General features: G+C 45.9%; 22 protein-coding genes. 17 read left to right on the forward strand and 5 right to left on the reverse strand.

Annotated elements, in window-relative coordinates:
* The first annotated feature begins 451 nt into the window (after nucleotides 1-451).
* The 14 genes from K7R10_RS13315 to K7R10_RS13380 all read left to right on the forward strand — a co-directional run bounded on the left by K7R10_RS13315 (nucleotide 452) and on the right by K7R10_RS13380 (nucleotide 11,935).
* Nucleotides 452-907, forward strand: coding sequence for a (2Fe-2S)-binding protein (locus K7R10_RS13315; RefSeq protein WP_224485213.1), 456 nt, complete (start codon nucleotides 452-454; stop codon nucleotides 905-907).
* Nucleotides 908-929: 22 nt separating this feature from the next.
* The gene (locus tag K7R10_RS13320) at nucleotides 930-3,089 is read left to right on the forward strand and encodes a xanthine dehydrogenase family protein molybdopterin-binding subunit (RefSeq protein ID WP_224485214.1); all 2,160 of its coding nucleotides are present in this window, start codon (nucleotides 930-932) and stop codon (nucleotides 3,087-3,089) included.
* Between the two features lie 8 nt (nucleotides 3,090-3,097).
* The gene (moaD, locus tag K7R10_RS13325; protein ID WP_224485215.1) at nucleotides 3,098-3,343 is read left to right on the forward strand and encodes a molybdopterin converting factor subunit 1; all 246 of its coding nucleotides are present in this window, start codon (nucleotides 3,098-3,100) and stop codon (nucleotides 3,341-3,343) included.
* Nucleotides 3,344-3,427: 84 nt separating this feature from the next.
* On the forward strand, nucleotides 3,428-4,411 hold the full coding sequence (gene moaA, locus K7R10_RS13330) for a GTP 3',8-cyclase MoaA (protein ID WP_224485216.1): 984 nt from the start codon (nucleotides 3,428-3,430) through the stop codon (nucleotides 4,409-4,411).
* A 17-nt stretch (nucleotides 4,412-4,428) separates the two neighbouring features.
* Complete coding sequence (gene moaC, locus K7R10_RS13335) at nucleotides 4,429-4,905, forward strand: cyclic pyranopterin monophosphate synthase MoaC (RefSeq protein WP_224485217.1); 477 nt, start codon at nucleotides 4,429-4,431, stop codon at nucleotides 4,903-4,905.
* Nucleotides 4,889-5,476 (forward strand): molybdenum cofactor guanylyltransferase, encoded by a 588-nt coding sequence (mobA, locus tag K7R10_RS13340; protein WP_224485218.1) that lies wholly within the window; start codon nucleotides 4,889-4,891, stop codon nucleotides 5,474-5,476. Before moaC ends, mobA begins: the two co-directional genes overlap by 17 nt.
* On the forward strand, nucleotides 5,473-6,513 hold the full coding sequence (locus tag K7R10_RS15360; protein WP_224485219.1) for a ThiF family adenylyltransferase: 1,041 nt from the start codon (nucleotides 5,473-5,475) through the stop codon (nucleotides 6,511-6,513). The genes mobA and K7R10_RS15360 overlap by 4 nt, the downstream gene beginning before the upstream one ends.
* The gene (locus K7R10_RS13350) at nucleotides 6,497-7,279 is read left to right on the forward strand and encodes a sulfite exporter TauE/SafE family protein (protein ID WP_224485220.1); all 783 of its coding nucleotides are present in this window, start codon (nucleotides 6,497-6,499) and stop codon (nucleotides 7,277-7,279) included. The genes K7R10_RS15360 and K7R10_RS13350 overlap by 17 nt, the downstream gene beginning before the upstream one ends.
* 3 nt (nucleotides 7,280-7,282) lie before the next feature.
* The gene (locus tag K7R10_RS13355; protein WP_224485221.1) at nucleotides 7,283-8,482 is read left to right on the forward strand and encodes a molybdopterin molybdotransferase MoeA; all 1,200 of its coding nucleotides are present in this window, start codon (nucleotides 7,283-7,285) and stop codon (nucleotides 8,480-8,482) included.
* Nucleotides 8,479-9,507 carry an XdhC family protein gene (locus K7R10_RS13360; RefSeq protein WP_224485222.1) on the forward strand — a complete coding sequence of 343 codons (1,029 nt, stop codon included), beginning with the start codon at nucleotides 8,479-8,481 and terminating at the stop codon, nucleotides 9,505-9,507. The genes K7R10_RS13355 and K7R10_RS13360 overlap by 4 nt, the downstream gene beginning before the upstream one ends.
* Nucleotides 9,504-10,103: a nucleotidyltransferase family protein gene (locus K7R10_RS13365; protein ID WP_224485223.1), complete on the forward strand. Its 600-nt coding sequence runs from the start codon at nucleotides 9,504-9,506 to the stop codon at nucleotides 10,101-10,103. The genes K7R10_RS13360 and K7R10_RS13365 overlap by 4 nt, the downstream gene beginning before the upstream one ends.
* 62 nt (nucleotides 10,104-10,165) lie before the next feature.
* On the forward strand, nucleotides 10,166-10,636 hold the full coding sequence (locus tag K7R10_RS13370) for a hypothetical protein (protein ID WP_224485224.1): 471 nt from the start codon (nucleotides 10,166-10,168) through the stop codon (nucleotides 10,634-10,636).
* A gap of 83 nt (nucleotides 10,637-10,719) precedes the next feature.
* Nucleotides 10,720-11,634, forward strand: a complete 915-nt coding sequence (locus K7R10_RS13375; RefSeq protein ID WP_224485225.1) for a J domain-containing protein — start codon at nucleotides 10,720-10,722, stop codon at nucleotides 11,632-11,634.
* Nucleotides 11,635-11,647: 13 nt separating this feature from the next.
* The gene (locus K7R10_RS13380; RefSeq protein ID WP_224485226.1) at nucleotides 11,648-11,935 is read left to right on the forward strand and encodes a chaperone modulator CbpM; all 288 of its coding nucleotides are present in this window, start codon (nucleotides 11,648-11,650) and stop codon (nucleotides 11,933-11,935) included.
* A gap of 225 nt (nucleotides 11,936-12,160) precedes the next feature.
* Here K7R10_RS13380 and K7R10_RS13385 read toward each other — a convergent pair whose 3' ends face one another.
* Together K7R10_RS13385 and K7R10_RS13390 are read right to left on the reverse strand one after the other, a co-directional pair.
* A complete protein-coding gene (locus K7R10_RS13385) occupies nucleotides 12,161-12,889 on the reverse strand; it encodes an LOG family protein (protein ID WP_224485227.1) in 729 nt (242 codons plus the stop codon).
* Nucleotides 12,890-12,896: 7 nt separating this feature from the next.
* Entirely contained in the window at nucleotides 12,897-13,280 is a 384-nt protein-coding gene (locus tag K7R10_RS13390) for a hypothetical protein (protein ID WP_224485228.1), read from the reverse strand.
* Between the two features lie 137 nt (nucleotides 13,281-13,417).
* Between K7R10_RS13390 and K7R10_RS13395 the strand changes: the two genes are divergently transcribed.
* The 3 genes from K7R10_RS13395 to K7R10_RS13405 are packed head-to-tail and all read left to right on the forward strand — an operon-like array spanning nucleotide 13,418 to nucleotide 15,952.
* Nucleotides 13,418-14,194, forward strand: coding sequence for an MlaE family ABC transporter permease (locus K7R10_RS13395; RefSeq protein WP_224485229.1), 777 nt, complete (start codon nucleotides 13,418-13,420; stop codon nucleotides 14,192-14,194).
* Complete coding sequence (locus K7R10_RS13400; protein WP_224485230.1) at nucleotides 14,191-14,973, forward strand: ABC transporter ATP-binding protein; 783 nt, start codon at nucleotides 14,191-14,193, stop codon at nucleotides 14,971-14,973. The genes K7R10_RS13395 and K7R10_RS13400 overlap by 4 nt, the downstream gene beginning before the upstream one ends.
* Nucleotides 14,974-14,977: 4 nt before the next feature.
* On the forward strand, nucleotides 14,978-15,952 hold the full coding sequence (locus K7R10_RS13405; protein ID WP_224485231.1) for an MlaD family protein: 975 nt from the start codon (nucleotides 14,978-14,980) through the stop codon (nucleotides 15,950-15,952).
* 13 nt (nucleotides 15,953-15,965) lie between these two features.
* Here K7R10_RS13405 and K7R10_RS13410 read toward each other — a convergent pair whose 3' ends face one another.
* From K7R10_RS13410 to K7R10_RS13420, 3 genes are read right to left on the reverse strand one after another with little or no spacing between them, the layout of a single operon-like run.
* Nucleotides 15,966-16,640, reverse strand: a complete 675-nt coding sequence (locus tag K7R10_RS13410) for an ABC transporter ATP-binding protein (RefSeq protein WP_224485232.1) — start codon at nucleotides 16,638-16,640, stop codon at nucleotides 15,966-15,968.
* A gap of 12 nt (nucleotides 16,641-16,652) precedes the next feature.
* Nucleotides 16,653-17,915 carry an ABC transporter permease gene (locus K7R10_RS13415; RefSeq protein WP_224485233.1) on the reverse strand — a complete coding sequence of 421 codons (1,263 nt, stop codon included), beginning with the start codon at nucleotides 17,913-17,915 and terminating at the stop codon, nucleotides 16,653-16,655.
* Nucleotides 17,912-18,994 carry an efflux RND transporter periplasmic adaptor subunit gene (locus tag K7R10_RS13420; protein ID WP_224485234.1) on the reverse strand — a complete coding sequence of 361 codons (1,083 nt, stop codon included), beginning with the start codon at nucleotides 18,992-18,994 and terminating at the stop codon, nucleotides 17,912-17,914. Before K7R10_RS13420 ends, K7R10_RS13415 begins: the two co-directional genes overlap by 4 nt.
* Nucleotides 18,995-19,055: the final 61 nt, after the last annotated feature.

Below are 19,055 nucleotides of genomic sequence, written 5' to 3' on the forward strand. Positions count from 1 at the left end.
AGTAAGGGTGTCGTATAGATTGCTTTTAACCGTTTACGGGAACTGCCTTGGGTGGCAGGATAGGTCACTTTCTGTCAGATAAAGAGATTTTGCACCCTATAAAGGTAGGTCTAAGATTGAGTTTATAATAATTATTGAGTTGTTTCAGGTATGGGAAATGGTAGTTTTCTTCAAAAGTGAAATCTTGCTCATCACTTTAAAACTTTCTTTGGGTGAAAATTTTAAAGATCATTTTTTATTTCTCCGACCATAAATCGATGCCTGTAGATATGGCAGCATTAGGAGTTTTTGTTTTTACTGAAGCCAAATGACCTGAAGTGTTTTCTTGATTGATGATGTGTTTCTCACATGCATGCAGACCTTGTTAAAAAAAATCAAAACTCAGCCTGATGGGGATTTTTTAAGTAAATTCAGGGGTTATTTATTAGAAAAAGTCAAAAATAATCAGATCATGCCAACCTATTCTTTAAAAGTAAACGGCACCACCCACCAGGTGGAGGCCGATGCCGACACCCCAATACTTTGGGTGCTCAGAGACCAGCTCGACCTGGTAGGGACTAAATTCGGATGCGGGATAGCACAATGCGGCGCCTGTACCATTCATCTCAATGGCGAAGCGGTTCGCAGCTGTATTCTTACTATTTCACAGGTCACAGACCAGGAGATAACCACTATTGAAGGGCTTTCAGAAAAGGGAGATCATCCGGTACAGGTGGCATGGAAGGAGCTCGATGTACCTCAGTGTGGATATTGCCAGGCAGGTCAGATCATGACCGCTTCAGCCTTGCTCGATCGCAACCAGAATCCTTCCGAAGCTGAGATCAAACAGGCCATGCATGGTAACCTTTGCCGCTGTGCCACATATAACCGAATAGTAAAAGCTGTTCAGAAAGCAGCCAATAGCTGATCATAATCTAAAGCATAAAAAAATGACACGTATATCATCAACCATAGACAGAAGATCGTTTTTAAAGGTGTCTTCCCTGGCGGGAGGGGGAATGCTGATCGGCTTTAATTTTTTAACAGCCTGCAAGAGCGATGTGCAACCTCCGGTAAATATTGCCGATCTGAATTTCAACGACTTTAATGCCTTTATACAAATCGCCGATAACGGGATGGTCACCATTTTTTCACCCAACCCGGAGATCGGTCAAGGTGTAAAAACGGCCATGCCCATGATTATAGCTGAAGAGCTGGATGTGCCATGGGATCATGTGTTTGTCAAGCAGGCGGGACTCGATACCGATAATTTTACCCGGCAGGTGGCAGGTGGTAGCCAGTCTATCAGGTTTGGCTGGGATTCACTCAGGGAAACCGGAGCCACGGCACGGCAAATGCTGGTCAATGCCGCGGCAGCCCGATGGGGAGTGAAACCGGCAGAATGTTCCACCTCAGAAGGAGTTATTACCGGGCCCGGGGGAGAAAGCCTGCATTACGGGGAGGTGGTTCGGGAAGCGGCTCAGCTTGAAGTGCCCGACAATGTATCTCTTAAAGACCCATCAGAATTTAAGATTATCGGTAATGATGCCATTAACGTAGATATAGATGAGATCATCACAGGGAAACCTTTGTTCGGACTCGATTATAAAAAAGAGGGGATGGTGTATGCCTCTGTGCTAAGACCACCATCATTCGGACAGACCCTTGATAGCTTTGACGATACTGCGGCGAAGGCGGTCAACGGAGTTCAGGAGGTTGTGCGATTTGGTGATAAGGTCGCGGTGATCGCAAATAATACATGGGCGGCCATAAAGGGTAAAAGAATGCTGAAGGCAGAATGGAAAGATGGAGAAAAAATGGAAAGCAGCAGTGATCACGATCAGCTCTTAAGCGATCTGCTTGACGGTTCAGATTTCGAGACCCTCAGGGAAGATGGTGATATTTCGAAGGCTTTTGCAGAAGCTGATCAGGTGATCGAACGAACTTATACTTCTCCTTTCTTACCTCATAACTGTATGGAACCCATGAATTTTTTCGGGGAGGTGACCGATGATAAGGTGACCCTGGTGGGACCTATCCAGACTCCGGAGGGTACGCGTAGCGGAGTAGCTAAGCTTCTGGAACGCCCTGAAGAATCGATCACTATCGATATGACCCGAATGGGAGGTGGTTTCGGTCGCCGGCTGTATGGTGACTTTGTTATGGAAGTTGCCGAGATAGCCGACAAGATCAGGAAACCGGTGAAACTCATATATACCAGGGAAGACGATATGACCGCCGGTATTTACCGACCGGCGATCAAGTACCGTATTGCCGCATCTGTAAAAGACGGGGAGATTACGGGCTACCATCTTAAGGAAGCCGCCATCAACCGCAATATGTACAACCTGATCCCTAATTTCTTTCCGGCGGGAGCCATCGCAAACTATAAGGTCGATGTAGCAAACTATCAAAGTAATATTTCCACAGGCGCCTGGAGAGCACCGTATACCAACTTTCTTGCATTTGCCGAGCAGAGCTTCTTCGATGAACTGTTTGAGATCATGGGGGCAGATCCCATTCAAACAAGGCTGGACCTGCTGGAAAAGGTAAAGGGAACCACCGATGAAAAAATTGAATATTCACCTGAGCGGTTACAGAACGTGATCAGAATGGCCGTGGAAAAATCAGGTTGGGGGACGCAAAAAGAAGGGGTACACCAGGGTTTTGTGGCCTATTATTGCCATAATACCCATGTGGCTGAGGTTGCCGACGTTGTGATGGAGAACGATATGCCCGTGGTCAAAAAAGTGACCTGTGTGGTTGACTGTGGTATTCTTGTGAATCCAACGGGAGCCAGGAACCAGGTTGAAGGCGGAGTGATCGATGGTGTAGGACATGCCATGTACGGAGACTTTAGTTTTGACAAGGGACGCCCGGGGTATAAAAATTTTGATACCTATCGGCTTATTCGTATGAAAGAAGCTCCCGAGGTGGTCTCCCATTTTGTTAAAAATGACCTTTCTCCCACGGGACTTGGGGAACCTGCACTGCCGCCTGCCGGTGGAGCGGTGGCTAATGCCGTATACAAGGCAACAGGAAAAAGACTGACCAGTCAGCCTTTTATCGAGGCTTTAAGGCAGCAAAGTGAAAAGGAAATCAAAGGTTAATATCGATTATGGAGATATTGTTATTTGGAATCACCCGTGAAATCATCGGACAATCCAGCTTAAATACGGAAGTGCTCGGAACCGATAAACCCACTACCGTAAAAGATCTGCTGGCGCTTATAAAGGAGAGGTTTCCTGCTTTGAAGAATCTGAGTTCACTCTCTGTGGCAGTTAACAACGATTATGCCTCGCCTGAAACACCTTTAACTGAAAATGATGAAATAGCCCTGATACCCCCGGTAAGCGGAGGCTGATTTCTTAACTTTACAAATAATTAAGACCCGGCCTTTCTTTTGCCGTGGCCGAATTGCGTAACTTTATGAGATAAATACCACCTCATGCTGATAGATAATCATAACAGAGTGATCAATTACCTCCGCCTGGCAGTAACAGACCGATGTAATCTCAGGTGTAATTACTGCATGCCTTCTGAAGGAATCGATTTTTCGGGCAGTAACGAATTACTGAGCATTTCTGAATTGATAAGAACTTCTGAAATGATGGTCAGAGAGGGGATCGATAAGATTCGTATTACGGGAGGAGAACCATTTGTGCGAAAGGATCTTCCGTTATTGTTGAAATCTCTGAGTAAGAATAAAGACCTTAAGGAGATATCGATAACGACCAATGGAACCCTGATAGGCAGGCATCTGCCATTACTTAAGGAGTTGCGTATCGATCATATCAACCTGAGCATGGATGCCATAGAGGCGGAGACTTTTAATAAGATCACCCGCCGTGAGACCTTCGCCACCGTGTATGAAAATCTGCTACGGATGCTCGATATGGGATTTAAGGTCAAGATCAACTGTATCGTGCTCGATGGGCAGAATATCGACCAGATATATCCTATGCTGGAACTGACCAGGAATTACGATGTCTCTGTTCGTTTCCTGGAAGAAATGCCATTTAATGGCGGCTCCAGGCAATTCGATACCATCAGGTGGAACTATAAGGAAATTCTTTCTTACATCAGTCAGGCCTATCCGGAATATGAGCGTCTCCCGGCGCCTGCCACCTCGACAGCTATGAATTATGGTATTCCCGGTTTTAAAGGCTCGTTCGGGATTATCCCTTCCTTTTCCCGTACCTTTTGCGGCAGTTGTAACAGGTTGCGTATTTCAGCTACGGGTGATCTGATCACCTGTCTCTATGGAAAACCACGTATCAACATCAGGCAGTTACTGCGTGACGGATCTGATGATCAAAGCATCGCAGGTCATATAAGAGGAGCCCTTCATACCCGTTCGAAAACCGGTTTTGAGGAGCAGCAGCGTTACAAAGGGGTGTTTGATAATTCCATGACCTCCATAGGAGGATAGTCAATAAATAAATAAAGATGTCAGATAAGAAACTTTCACATATAGATGAAAAGGGTAATGCTTCGATGGTTGATGTAAGCCACAAATCTGATACAGCCCGCAGGGCTTCAGCTTCAGGGCTGGTGATTTTTCCTGAAGCCGTGTTCAGGCAACTGGAAAAAGACGGGTTTACCTCAAAAAAAGGAGCCATCATACAAACCGCGGTGATCGCGGGTATACAGGGAGTAAAAAAGACAGCTGACCTCATACCGATGTGTCACCCCTTGATGCTGGATAAGATACAGGTCGATATCGTACCTGAGTTTCCGGCCCTGAAAATTGAATGCCGCGTAGGTTGTTTCGGAAAGACCGGGGTGGAAATGGAAGCTCTGACCGGTGTAAATGTTGCGGCTTTGACCATCTACGACATGTGCAAAGCCCTGAGTCATGACATACGAATAGAAAACATTGAATTACGATCAAAACACGGAGGAAAGAATGACATTGAGAAATAAAGGGGTATACGGTTTAGTCCTTTCGGGCGGAAAAAGCAGTCGCATGGGGCGTGATAAGTCGAAGATCGCTTATCACGGGCAGCCTCAGGAGGAATATCTCTTCGGGTTGCTCGATCGGTTTTGTGACCACACATTCATCAGCGTTCGGTCTTCATCGGAGAAAGATGAACGGTATATCACAGACGATCAACCCTACCGGGGTCCGTTGAACGGAATGCTCAGTGCCCATAAGAGATTTCCCGAAGTAGCCTGGTTCGTACTGGCCTGTGACCTTCCGTTGGCCGATGAACGGTCGGTGAAGGAATTGCTGCAGGCCAGGGATCGTTCATTTTTTGCTACCTCTTATGCTTTGAAAGGCAGTGAACTGCCCGAACCTCTCTTTGCTATATGGGAGGCGGAAGCTTTTTCTGAAGCTGAAGCCTACTTGCTCAAGGGAGAGAAAAGTTGTCCGCGAAAGTTCCTGCTGAATAATAATACCCACATCATACATCCATATTCTGACAAGGTGCTCATGAATGCCAATTCTGAAGAGGAGTATCAAAAAGCGATGGAAATAATAGGTCACAGGTGAAGCGTTACAACCGGCAAATACGACTGAAGGGATTCGGGATGGAAGCGCAGAAGAAGCTGTCGGCATCTTCGGTGCTGGTAGTTGGTGCCGGAGGTCTTGGGGTGCCGGTACTGCAATACCTGAACGCCATGGGAACAGGATGCCTCGGTATAGTAGATGACGATGTTGTGGAACTGAGTAACCTCCACCGTCAGGTGATGTATTCAGAAGCTGATGTGGGCAAATACAAAGCAGATTGCGCCTCGCGATTTCTGCAAGCCAGGAACAGTGAAACAACTATTGAGGTAATTAAAGAAAGATTTGATCTTTCTAACGGGGAGAACCTGCTCCATGATTATGATCTGCTGATAGATGCTACTGATAATTTTCAGGCCAGGTATGACATCAATGATTGTTGTGTGGCCAGGGGTGTGCCTTATGTATATGCCGGACTGCAAGGGTTCGAGGGGCAGGTAAGCGTTTTTAATCACCATTCAGGAATCACCTATCGCGATGTGTTTCCGGTACCTCCTTCCCCTTTGGAGATTCCTGATTGCAATACCAATGGGGTGCTGGGAGTTTTACCCGGTATCATAGGGAACTTTCAGGCCATGGAGGCGGTAAAGATTCTCTGTGGTCTTGATGGGTTACTCGATGGTAAACTACTGCTGTTTGATGCGCTTCAACATACACAGCGAATTATCAGGCTCAAAAAAAGCGCTGTAAAACAAGCCTTAACAAAGGGAGATGAGATAGAATCAGTTTCCTCAGCAGCGTTCAGAAAATTATTGAAAACAAACAGCAATATGAAACTTATCGATGTGCGGGAACCTGATGAGTACGAGGCTGGCCATATTGAGGGGAGCAGAAATATTCCTCTGGATACCTTACAGAAAAGTGAGTTGGATTTGGCAACTGAGGCGACCGTTTATGTTATCTGTGCCAGTGGAGTAAGGAGTGCCAGGGCTGTTAGCTTTTTACAGCGGGAAAAGAATATGAAAGCCATTAATGTGGATGGTGGAATGAATAAGCTGAAAAAATATGGAATGGATACTTGATCAGCAATTGGTCCTCATGACCACGTGTTTTCTGGTCGCATTTTTATATACTTCACTTGGTTTGACGGGAGCATCGGCCTATATGGCCATCATGTCATTCTTTTTTCTGAGCCTGGTCACGCTTCGTCCCGCTGTACTTGCTGTAAATACTATAGCCGCAGCCAGTTCGGGCATACTTTATTACCGGCGTGGAGAGCTCAAGATGCGTAAATTGCTACCCCTGATATTGGGTAGTTTACCCCTGGTTTTTATGGGAAGCAAAATAGGGGTCAGTGAGACCCTGAATTTCGTATTGCTGGGTGCCGTGCTTATTCCTGTTTCCATCTTTTTACTGGTGCAGATAAATAAGAAAAAATCGGTTAGGTTATCACCGAAGATCTACCCTACCTGGCTTCTGGTTCTTATCGGGGGAGTCATCGGATTCTTCAGCGGTTTAACCGGTATAGGTGGAGGCGTGGTCTTACTGGGGCTTTTAATGTATATGCGATGGGACTTTAAGATTCCCCTGGCAGCGATCTGCAGTATTTTTATTTTACTCAATTCCCTTATGGGTTTTGGTGTCACCCTGACTCAGGGGCTGCAGCATATACCCTGGCTACTTATAGTTTTTGCAGCGATCGGAGCAGGCTTAGGGGCTCAGCTTGGAACCCGTATGAATCTGAAGGGGTTTTCGCGAAAAGGAATGAAGACCATTACCGCTTTGGTCATTCTCCTGGCCGGTGCCAAGCTGCTTTTTATTGACGGATTGAAGATCTACGAATTCTAGAATATGATTACATACGAAAATGCGATTGCCTGTGTACTGAGAGAGGCTTCGGGGCCCGCCACCATTAGTGTTCCGCTGGAACAAAGTCAGGGTTATATTCTGGCAGAAGATATTCTCGCCGACAGGGATTTTCCGCCCTTTGACAGGGCTACCAAAGATGGAATAGCCCTTGTTGCAGAGGCAGCAGGGAATGGCAGAAAGGTTTTCGAAATCGAGGGTATTGCAGCCGCGGGTAGTGCGCAAAAGTACCTGCAGAACCCGGAACATTGTCTTGAAGTCATGACCGGAGCCGTAGTGCCGGAAGGAGCCGATGCCGTGGTTATGTATGAAGACCTTGAGATTCATGATGGGAAAGCCACTTTATTGAAGCCTGTGAAAAAGGGAATGAATATTCATAAGCAGGGCAGTGATACCAGAGAAGGTGAGGTTGTTCTGAAATCTCCTTTGCGAATAAGTCCGGCCGAAACAGGGGTGCTGGCTTCGGTGGGAAAATCTTTCGTAAAGGTATTCGCTTCCCCAAAAGTAGCGGTTGTAGCTACCGGGAATGAGTTGGTAAAGGTCGACAGCAAACCGCTTCCGCACCAGATAAGGCGTTCAAATACCCTGACCCTTAAAGCGCTTTTGGAAAAGGAAAGAATTCAGGCAGCGTTATATTATCTCAATGATGATAAGGATGAATTAAAGGCGGCGATCGGAAAGTTGCTGGAAGAAAATGATGTGTTGCTTTTGAGCGGCGGAGTATCCAGGGGGAAATACGATTACTTACCCGAGGTTTTCGAATCTCTGGGGGTAAGCAGGATCTTTCACAGAGTGGCTCAGCGACCCGGAAAGCCACTCTGGTTTGGAAAGCACGAAACCTGGAATACCACCGTATTTTCATTTCCGGGTAACCCGGTATCGGCTTTTTCCTGCTACCACCACTATTTTTTACCCTGGCTTGATGTGTGTATGGGTATGCATGGAAGAGGAGTGAAAGTTCGTGCGGGAGAGCATCTTTCAAATGATTCAGATCTTACCTCTTTTAAAAGAGTAAGACTTGCTCTTGAATCGGGGCGATTGATTGCTTATCTTGTTAAGGAAAACGGTTCGGGTGACCTGACCAGCCTGGTGAGAACCGATGGTTTTATTCGACTTTCACCGGGGCATCAAGCGGAAGAAGGTGACCTGGTCGATTTTACACCCACAAGAACCCCGGCACTATGACACATGAGTTCAAAGAAATAATAGATGCATTTGAAAAGGCACAGGACTCGGGTAAAGCTGCAGTTCTGGTAACTGTCGTAGCCCTTGACGGATCGTCATACCGCCGCCCGGGTGTAAGGATGCTTATCACCGAAGATGGGAACATGACCGGGGCGGTAAGTGGTGGCTGTGTTGAAAAGGAGATTCTCAGGCGGAGTCAAAGTGTATTCATGAATTCACAGGCGAAGTTGATCACCTATGATGGGAGATACCGGCTGGGATGCGAAGGCATTCTCTATATACTGATAGAACCTTTTGATCCTGGAAGGGAACAGCTCAATCTGATAAAAGAAGACATGGGATCCAGAAAACCTCTGAAGATCATGACTTATTTTTTAAGAGAAGAGGGAAACCAGGAAGCAGCCGGTTCTGTAATCTGCACTACAGCTAAAACTTTTTCTGCTGATCAAAAAAGAATTCCTGACTCCAGTAAATCACAGGAAGTATTCGAACAGGAGTTACAACCCCTGTTCCGGCTTGTGCTGATCGGTGCTGAACACGACGTTGTCATTTTAAGCCGTATGGCCGATTTATGCGGGTGGCAGGTCGTGGTGGTGGCTCCGCTTGATGATGCTCGAAAACCGGAAAACTTTCCCGGTGCGACCACCGTTGTCAATACTGAGGCCTCTCAGTTCGATCTTTCGCTTTGTGATGAGCAGACAGCTATAGTCCTGATGAATCATAGCTACGTTAAAGACCTGCAGTATCTGATGCGATTACAAAATAGTTCTTTTGCCTATTTGGGACTTCTGGGACCGTCTCGTCGCAGAGAACAACTGTTTCAGGAATTGATAGAGAAAGCACCTGAGACAGATCCGGATTTCCTGGAAAGAATCCATGGTCCTGCGGGGATAGATATCGGTGCAGAAGCCGCCAGCGAAATCTCTGTGTCGATTATAGCAGAAATTCTCAGCGTGGTCAGGGAGCAGACCCTGAAGCCACTCAGGGAGAAAAAGGGTCGTATCCATTCAGGAATAAAACTTTGAAGCACGAGAAAAATATAGGTATTATTATTATGGCTGCCGGTGCCTCAAGGCGGATGGAAGGTGCGGTGAAACAATTATTACCCTACGGAGATTCGCATCTGCTGCAAAGGGCTGTCGACACTGCTGTTGCTTCAAAAGCGGGTGATGTTTTCGTTGTGCTGGGAGCTTACAGTGATGAGATCATCAGGCATTCTCACCTGGAGAATGCAGAAGTGCTGATCAACAGCAAATGGGATAAAGGCCTGGGGGCAGGTATCTCATTTGCTGTAAAACAGGTTGCAGACCGACCCGATACTCTGTTGTCTGGAGTGCTGATCATGTTAGGCGATCAACCGGGGGTAGATACCGCCCTGATCGAAGAGCTGACAGATCTCTCAGAAGGCAGACCCGATGTAATAGTCGCCTGCAATTACGGCAGTAAAAAGGGCGTTCCCGCTTATTTTGGGTCAGATTTTTTTAGCAGATTGCAGGAATTGACCGGAGATACAGGTGCAGGAAAGCTTATCGCCGCCTGGGAAAATCAGGTGAAAACTATTCAGGCAGGCTCCAGACTTATCGATATCGACACAGAGGAAGATTATCGTAAATATCTCTGAATCAGTATGCTTTATATGACTTTTGTCATCCTGCTTATCAGCTTTGAAGCGTAATTTTAACTGTGAAAACCAAAAATATCAGGAAGATGGAAGCCGGAAAAGAACCCAAGTATACCGAATGGAAAGACGCTGAGCAGATGCATAGCGAATGCGTGAATTGGCTGCTTCAGCTTGAATTCATAAAGAATGAGCATCGGTTCATTATGGACCTGATCGATAAATTCTTCAGCGATCTGGGCGAGATGAATCATTACCGGGAAAGCAGCAGCGAGATCAATGAACTCAATGAAAACAGACTGGAGGTCGAGGCTTTAATTGAAAAGATGAAAAAGCATAATAATGAGCTGGTCATATTAGTCGATGATGAAGATCAGCTTGAGGCTGAGAAAGCCGTTCGTAAAGACCACCAGGTACTGGCAGAAAATGTCGAAATGGCCATGAGAAACTTCGGAGACCACAAGAGAAAGTTTTTTTCGATCTTGACGAACATCATGAGAGAGCAAAAGCACCTGTTTCTGATTCGTAAACAATAGAATAGCTACGCTTATAAGTTCATATTGCCCCTTCAATTTTGTAAATTTAAACGTCACACAATCAACAAGTCTTATAAAGACCTATGGAATTTATCGACTATTACAAGGTGTTGGGACTCGATAAGAGTGCCTCTCAAAACGATATTAAAAAGGCCTACCGGAAATTGGCTCGTAAATATCATCCAGATGTCAACCCGAATGATAAAAATGCCGAGATCAGGTTTAAACAGATCAATGAGGCTAATGCCGTATTGAGCGATCCTGAAAAGCGTAAGAAATACGATCGTTACGGGAAAGACTGGGAACATGCAGAGGAGTTTGAAAAGGCGCGTCAGCAACAGCAGCAGCAAGGCAGAAGATACCAGGGTTCCGGAGGTCCGTTTACCTATTCAGGTGATGCTTCGGAAGCAGATTTCTCTGATTTCTTTGAATCCATGTTCGGGGGAGCAGGAGGCTTTGGCGGAGGCCGTTCACGGCAAATGAAGTTCAAAGGACAGGACTACAACGCGCGTTTGACCTTAGATCTCAGAGATGCCTATACCACCCACAAACGCACGCTCACGGTTAATGGCAAGAATATACGTATTACTATCCCGGCAGGAATCGAAGACGGACAAACCATCAGAATAAAAGGGCATGGAGGGCCCGGAATTAATGGTGGTCCTGATGGTGATCTCTATATCACCTTCGACATCGCGAACAATACCCCTTTTAAACGCGAGCGGTCGAATCTTTATAAAACAGAAGAAATTCCGCTTACCACAGCGGTGCTGGGAGGAGAGATAACCGTTGACACCTTCGATGGAAAGGTGAGGCTTAAAGTTGCACCAGGAACCCAGAACGACACCAGGATCAAGTTAAAAGGAAAGGGGTTCCCGAAATATAAAAAGGAAGAGACTTTTGGAGATCTGTTCATTACCTACAGAGTTACCTTGCCTGAAAAGCTTACACCGGAACAGGAAGAAATGTTTAAGAAACTGAAGCAGACCGGACTCTAAAAACATTCAAACGATGACCAAGTATAATATTTCTATCAGACAGTTTTGTAAAGCCTATGATCTTGAAGAGGGGTTTGTAATGAACTTCATTGAAACCGAAATGATCGAGATCGAAACACGCGGTGATGATTACCTGATCAAAGATGAGCATTTGGGTCTTCTTGAGAAAATGGTCAGGCTGCACCGGGATCTTGGGATTAACGAGGCCGGACTGGAAACCATTCACCACCTGCTGGAACGCATGGAAGAAATGCAGGAAGAGATTCGCAGTTTGAGAAACAGGCTGAGGTTGTATGAGTGAGGGTTAGACAGTTATACGGTTATGCAGTGATGCAGTTAGGCGGTTATATGGATATGCGGTGATACAGTTATTGGGTTCTTCTTTGCTTTTCGGGGTAGTTGATATAATTGAGTTTTAGAGTCTTCTGGAGCAACACCATCATCACATAACCCCTTACCTTCATACCTTCATACCCCCATCCCCTGTATAACCAATCCACATCAATCATAATTACGCTCATCAGACTTACTCTGCAAACCACCATTGCTTATTTACCGGTTTACGGCTAAGTCCGAACTTTTTAATGGAGTATTCCCGCAGATGGGCTTCCATCTCTTCGACCGAATCGGTCATGAAGAGCAGCTTCATATCTTCTTCACTGATGCTTTCATTACGGCACATGGTCTGAATATGATCATAGAGTTCCTTATGGTATTCCTTTCCCATGATCACTACCGGAAAATTTTTTATGATACCTGTCTGAATAAGGGTAATGGCCTCAAAGAGCTCATCAAGAGTTCCCATCCCACCGGGCATGACCACAAAAGCATAAGAGTATTTGATCAATAAAAATTTCCGGATAAAGAAATATGGAATATTGATCCAGTGATGCAGGTAATTATTAGGCTCTTGTTCTTTGGGCAATATGATATTACATCCCACAGACATTCCGTTATTCTCATAAGCACCCTTGTTGGCAGCCTCCATGATACCGGGGCCGCCCCCGGTCATCACGGTAAATCCCATATCTGATAGTGACTTTCCAACTGCCACGGCTTGTTCGTAATATTTATTACCGGGCTCGAAACGCGCCGAACCGAAGACGGTAACACAGGGACCGAGAAAATGCATTTTTCTGAATCCGCGAATAAAGTGATACTGTGTCTTGAATGTGAACAGCAGTTCTTTGAATCGTGTTCTCGGTCCCTCGAGAACTGATTTTTCTTCTTTGTGCAGCAGGTTGTTTTCGGCCATAAATGTATCAGAAGTATTTACCCAAAAATGTGAAGAACCTGCGTTTCAGCTCCTGGTAAATGGTTCGCTGGGCATTAAGGTTCTCCCGCATTTCCATATGATAAAGATAACCAATACGATCGACTGCATCATTATGATTATCTACATGGTCTGCTATATTATGTTCATGGGTTTCTATATCTGCTTTCATTAGCGCGATTCTCTTTAGCTGCTTTTCGAAGAATCTTTCATATTGTCCGAGTTCAGCAAGAACAAGGTCATCGGTCCATCGATCCTCTATTTCCTTTACGCGGTTTTTAAAGGTTTTGATCTCATCTTCCCAGAACAGAAGCTCGTTCTTCCAGCTCTTATGTTCAAAATGAAGAATACTGTTGTCTACTACATGTGTCATGATCTTAAGGTTTTATGATGGTTTAAAGTATTGAAATAAAGATTCTTAGCCTATGATAAATGTCATCAGTCTCATGATATATATCATGAGAGAATATCGTCAGAAGGCCTTATCTTTAAAAGACAAAAGCGGGAATTTTGATATATAGCATTCAGAAAAGATTCGAAGACTTTTTTCTTTTCACCGCTGAATTAAGTCTTTTTGCCATGCGATATTTTCGTGAGGCATTCAGGCGCCCCTTTGAGATCAATGAACTTTTGAGGCAATGTTATAATGTCGGCAATCGGTCGTTACCCCTGGTTGCACTCACCGGTTTTATTATCGGCCTGGTGCTCACGCTTCAGACCCGTCCTACCCTCCAGGAATTCGGAGCCGTGTCGTGGATGCCCTCGATGGTGAGTATATCGATAGTGAGAGAAATAGGTCCTGTGATCGTAGCGCTGATATGTGCCGGGCGGGTAGCGTCAGGCCTGGGAGCAGAGATCGGGTCCATGCGGGTTACCGAACAGATCGATGCCATGGAGGTGTCGGGAACCAATCCGTTCAAATATCTTGTGGTAACACGTATCACCGCAACCACCCTTATGCTGCCCATGCTCGTGATACTGGGGGATACATTAGGTTTGTACGGATCTTATATCGTTGAGAATACCAAAGGAGACGTTTCATTTATGCTGTTCTTTAACCAGGTTTTTGATGCTCTGGAATACCAGGACATCGTACCGGCGACCCTTAAGACCTTTCTCTTTGGTTTCGCCATAGGACTGGTAGGAACCTTTGCGGGCTATACCTGTAAAAAGGGTACGGCCGGGGTGGGACGAGCTGCCAATTCAGCGGTAGTGATTGCCTCCCTTCTAATCTTCATTATCGACTTTATGGCCGTGGTAATCACCGATTTGTTCTATGAATTATGAAAACAGCAGACACCGAACATAGAACCCCGGGAGGCACAGACAGAAGGAGGCCTGTCCTGGAAATTAAGGGCTTGAACAAGGCATTCGGTTCAAATAAGGTGTTGAACGATTTTAATCTTACCATGTATCATGGTGAAATCGTTGTGGTGATGGGTCGTTCAGGATCTGGAAAATCAGTGATGGTGAAATGTCTGGTTGGCCTAATGAAGCCCGATAGTGGTGAAATCAGCATCCTGGGGCGGGATATGATCAATATCTCCTCGGGAGAACTCGATGAATTAAGGGCCGATATAGGGTTTCTCTTCCAGGGAAGTGCCCTTTATGACTCCATGACCGTGAGGCAGAATCTCGAATTTCCCCTGCGACACCGAAAGGAAAGAAAGGAGCTGACTGAAAACATGGAAGAGGTGGTCACCACGGCTCTTGATCAGGTGGGACTCGCACACACCCTGGACCTGATGCCGGAAGAGCTCTCGGGAGGTATGAAGCGTCGGGTGGCTCTGGCCAGGGCATTGATCCTGAAGCCTGAGCTGATGATCTATGACGAACCTACCAGCGGGCTGGATCCTATTACCTCCAAGGAGATCATTCAGTTAATGAAACACATCCAGCAGACGCATAATACTTCCTCGATGGTGATCACGCACGATGTTGATTGTGCCAGGGTGATCGCAGACAGGATCGTTCTGCTGATCAACGGAAGGAACTATGCCCAGGGATCGTATGAAGATTTAGCGGCCAGCGAAGATGAAGAGATAAAAGCCTTTTTTAAAACCTGAATCCATGAAAAGTAAAGCGACAAAGATCAGACTGGGAGTGTTGGTGGTGGTTACCACCCTTATATTGCTGGTGGCAGCATACCTGATCGGCAGCAGGCAAAACCTTTTTGAGGAAACTTTTAAATTAAAAGCAGCCTTTAGTAATGTGAACGGATTACAGCAGGGTAACAATGTACGCTTCTCCGGTATCAATGTGGGTGTGGTAAGCCAAATAGGAATGATTAATGACAGTATGGTAATGGTCAGAATGCGACTGGAAAAGGAGATCCAGCCTTTTATTAAATCAAATGCCATTGCCACCATCGGTTCAGACGGACTGGTGGGAAATATGATCGTGAATATCGTTCCACAGGCGGGTGAAGCATCAGCTGTAAAAGACGGGGAGGAGATCAGTTCTTTTTCACCGATTGCCACCGATGACCTTTTGAAGACCCTTAATGTGACAAATGAAAACGCAGCTCTGCTCACCGCCGATCTTCTGAAAGTGACCCGATCTTTATTGTCGGGTCAGGGAACTCTGGGGACTCTATTAAAAGATACGGTTATGGCCGGTGACCTGAAGCAAAGCATTGCAAATCTGAAAACTGCGACAGAGCGAACCAATCGCAGTCTGCAACGATTTGAAGGTTGGATGAACGAACTCGATAACCGGGAAGGCTTGCTTTATAAACTTACCGCTGATCCTGAAACCGCGAAAGAGGCTGACAGTATTTTGTCAAACCTCGCTGCAGGAGGCCAAAAGCTTAACGGGGTGTTAGATGATCTCGACACCCTGGTGAACAGCCTGGGAAAAGAAGGTGGAACCTTACATTACCTGAATTCTGATACGACCATGACCAAACGGTTGGAGCGTATCATGATCAATGTTGAAGGGGGTACCCGGTCTTTTGAAGAAAATATGGAAGCGCTCAGGCATCATTGGCTTTTCAGAAAGTATTTCAGAAAAATGGAAAAGGAGGCCGAAAATAACGGGGGCTGAATGGAGGTTTTGCTTACTGTTTGATTATGCGGCCGTCTTCCATTTCTATAATACGGTCGGTGCGATTTGCAAAATCATAATCGTGCGTAACGATAAGTAATGACAGTCCTTGTTGTTCCTTGAGATTCTTGAAGATCTGGAATACGTTTTCAGAGTTGTGACTGTCGAGGTTGCCGGTAGGTTCATCTCCCATGAGTATAAGCGGGTCGTTGATCAGGGCCCTGGCGATAGCTACCCGTTGTTTTTCTCCACCCGAAATGCGGGAGGCTTTTTTGTCTGCGAGGTGATCAATATGAAGAATTTTAAGTTTCTGCATGGCAGCCTTGCGAATCGCGGCCTCACTTTTTTCTCCCAGTTTGCGAGCCGGAAGCATAACATTTTCTAATACGCTGAATTCTGCCAGCAGATAGTGGAACTGAAATACAAACCCGATATGTTTGTTCCTAATAAAGGCCAACTCGTCAGAAGAGCTTCCGGTAATAAGGTCTCCGTCAAGCAATAGGTCACCCGTATAATCTGTGTCCATAGTTGAGAGTATGTATAAAAGAGTTGACTTTCCGCAACCTGACTTTCCCATTATGGAAACGAATTCTCCTTTTTTAATCCCGAAGCTGATATCTTTCAACACATGAAAGCTAACCGGTTTTCTGAATTTTTTATCGATATGCCTGGCTTCCAGTATGTACATATTAATCTGCTTTTAATTTCCGCGTATGATCTGCACCGGATCGATTTTTCCTGCTTTTCTTGAGGGCAGGTAGCCAGCCAGGAAAGTTGAAAGCAATGCAAAGGAGATTCCAATAAGATAAAACAGCGGATCGTGATTCACCGGATAGGTGGAGATCGTGGGCAGGGCTTCGGTCTCGAAGGGCAAGGTGTCGATAAGGGCCGATAAGACATACCCGATCAGCAGGCCGATCACGCCGCCGGTGACTCCTATGATAAGAGCCTGGCTTAAAAAGATACGTGCCACGTCTCTCCCGGTAAAACCGGTTGCCTTCAGGATAGCGATATCGTTCATCTTTTCGTAAATAAGCATGTTGAGGATATTATAGATCCCGAATCCGGCAACAATCAGCAAGGTGATGGATACCGCATAGGTGATCAGGTTCCGTATACTGGTTCCGGTTTCGTACTGGGCATTGGCTTCATTAATATCACGTGCCGAGACCGTGAAGAGCTCTTCGATCTTTTCTGCCATAACTGTAGCCTTGTTGATATCGTTGAGTTTTACATGTATGTCAGTGATGTGGTTGGCCGGCACTCCCAATACCTTTTGAACGTTTACCAGGTTGGCAAAACTCTGAACATTGTCGATCTCAGCGATACCGCTTTGATAGATGCCCACCACCTTAAAAAGGAAAAGTTCCCCCGAAATATTGGCCAGTTGTACATGGTCTCCCACCCCTAATGACAGTTTTTCGGCCAGGCCGGCACCCAGGAGTATGTTATTCGAAGTTCCGGAAAGATCTGAAGGGTCACCCTGGGGGACATAATCTCCGAAATTTGATAAGACTGTTTCCTGCTCAGCGTCGATCCCGGTCAGGTTTCCTCCGATTTCGATAGATCCGGAGAGGTAAAAAACCTGACTGTTCACCCTGGGGGTAGCCCCTCTGACCTCAGGATTGGTATTCAGCCATTCCATCAGTGGAAGAGCATTACGAATTTTTTGCGGTTGTCTTTTGGGTTTCACGGAACTGATAACTTTCAGGTCGTTTTTTAAACCGTCTAAATAGTCCAAAGGCTGTTTGTCAGAAGCCCGTATCTCGTTATATATATGGATATGAGGTGTCTGATTGAGAATAAGATCATCAAGCATGGTATTCAGTCCGGTCATGAAACTGACCAAAGTGATGTAAGCCCCGATTCCGAAGGTTACCCCAAGAGCAGCCGTGACCGTGCTTTTCAGCTTGCTGAGCAAATGGGTTCTGGCAATACTTAATGATACGCTCCAGTGGTTCATCGTTCGGGCATATAAATGCGGGTTGTTGAATCGATTCCTTCCAGTATCTCGGTCTTTTCAAGGTTGGAGATTCCTGTTTTAACGGGCACAAGGCCCCGGTCTGTCAACACCTTTCCTGAAGCGAGGTATTCCCGCGGAATTGTCAGGGTGTTTCTCCTTGTTTCGATGATGATATTGGCTTCCCCTGCCAGTCCCGGATACAATCTTTCCGGAGGCTTTATAAATTCACCTTCGACAGTAAAGGTCTGATTCCTGATATCTTTGCTTGGCAGCACTTGCTTGACACGTATCTCAAAGATCTCTTGGGGGTAAGCATCCAGAGAAACAAAGGCTTTCTGACCGGGACTTACTCTTACAATATCGGTTTCGTCGACCAGCATCTCCACCAGAAAGTGATGACTGCTTCCAACACTGCCCAGAGGTTCCTGTGGGTTTACTTTTTCACCCGGTTCCTTGGTCAGCGAATATACCACTCCGTCAATACGACTTTTTATGGTAAAATCTCCTTCGGTGATCAGGCTGGCTCTGTAATTATTTTCGGCCGTTTTCAGGGCGGTCTTCAATTCGTGCTTCATACGGTCATAGCGGTTTTGCAGCAGTTCAAACTGATTCCCCGACAGCTCATATTGCAGTTTTCTGGTGTCGTAATCATTCTTTGATCCGATCTGGTTCTCCCAAAGATTTTTTTGACGGAAGAAGTTCACCGAATCATTGCGGTATTTGAGGTAGGCCGTTTGCAGTTCCTGCTCGAGTTCCTGAAGCAGGGTATGACTGCCCAGGTAGTTTCTGCGGGCCAGTTCAAGAGCCAGTTTGGCATTTTCCTTTGAGATCTCAGGGGTGTCGTTTATGATCTGGATCAATTTCTGATTCCGGCGAACGGTATCTCCCTCCCTGACCAGGTTCCGGTCGATTATACCACTCACCCTTGCGTATAACTGGTACAAGCTGTCAGGACGAACCGTAACAGAGGCGTATACAGCAGTTGTGAGGTCTGTTTTTTCAGGAAAAACACCCTCCTTTTCCCCTTTACAGGAGAAAATAATCAAAAAGACTATAAAAATGGCAGCTGTTGTTCTCATGATCTCAAAGTCAGGCCAATTTCAAATGTCTCACTTTTAAGGGACTATGGAAATGACAATT

This window comes from Robertkochia aurantiaca, assembly GCF_020166495.1.
Lineage (GTDB): Bacteria > Bacteroidota > Bacteroidia > Flavobacteriales > Flavobacteriaceae > Robertkochia > Robertkochia aurantiaca.